The following is a 312-nucleotide window of genomic DNA, read 5'->3' on the forward strand; positions in this document are numbered from 1 at the left end:
CGTGCACGGCGAGTACAAGCAGCTGAAAAAGCATGCTCTGACCGCCGCGTCTCTGGGCATTCCCACCAGCAACATCCTCATTGCCGAAAACGGCTCCAACGTCTTCCTGAGCCGGGACGAGATCAAGCTGGGCGAGCCTGTCACCGCCGGTGCCGTGATGGTGGACGGCTTGGGCGTGGGTGATGTAGGCAACGTGGTCCTGCGTGACCGCAAGCATCTCTCTGAGGACGGTCTGGTCATCCTCGTGGCCACCGTGGACAGCAAGACCGGCAAGGTGCTGGCGGGGCCTGACCTTGTGAGCCGCGGCTTTGT

Annotated in this window: 1 pseudogene; it reads left to right on the forward strand. The window is 62.8% G+C overall.

The window, feature by feature from the left end:
* A pseudogene (locus P0G09_RS17505) lies at nucleotides 1-312 on the forward strand (RNase J family beta-CASP ribonuclease); the annotation flags it as partial.

Origin of the sequence: Faecalibacterium sp. DFI.5.82, from assembly GCF_029076575.1 — a bacterium.
In the GTDB taxonomy this organism is placed as follows: domain Bacteria; phylum Bacillota; class Clostridia; order Oscillospirales; family Ruminococcaceae; genus Faecalibacterium; species Faecalibacterium duncaniae.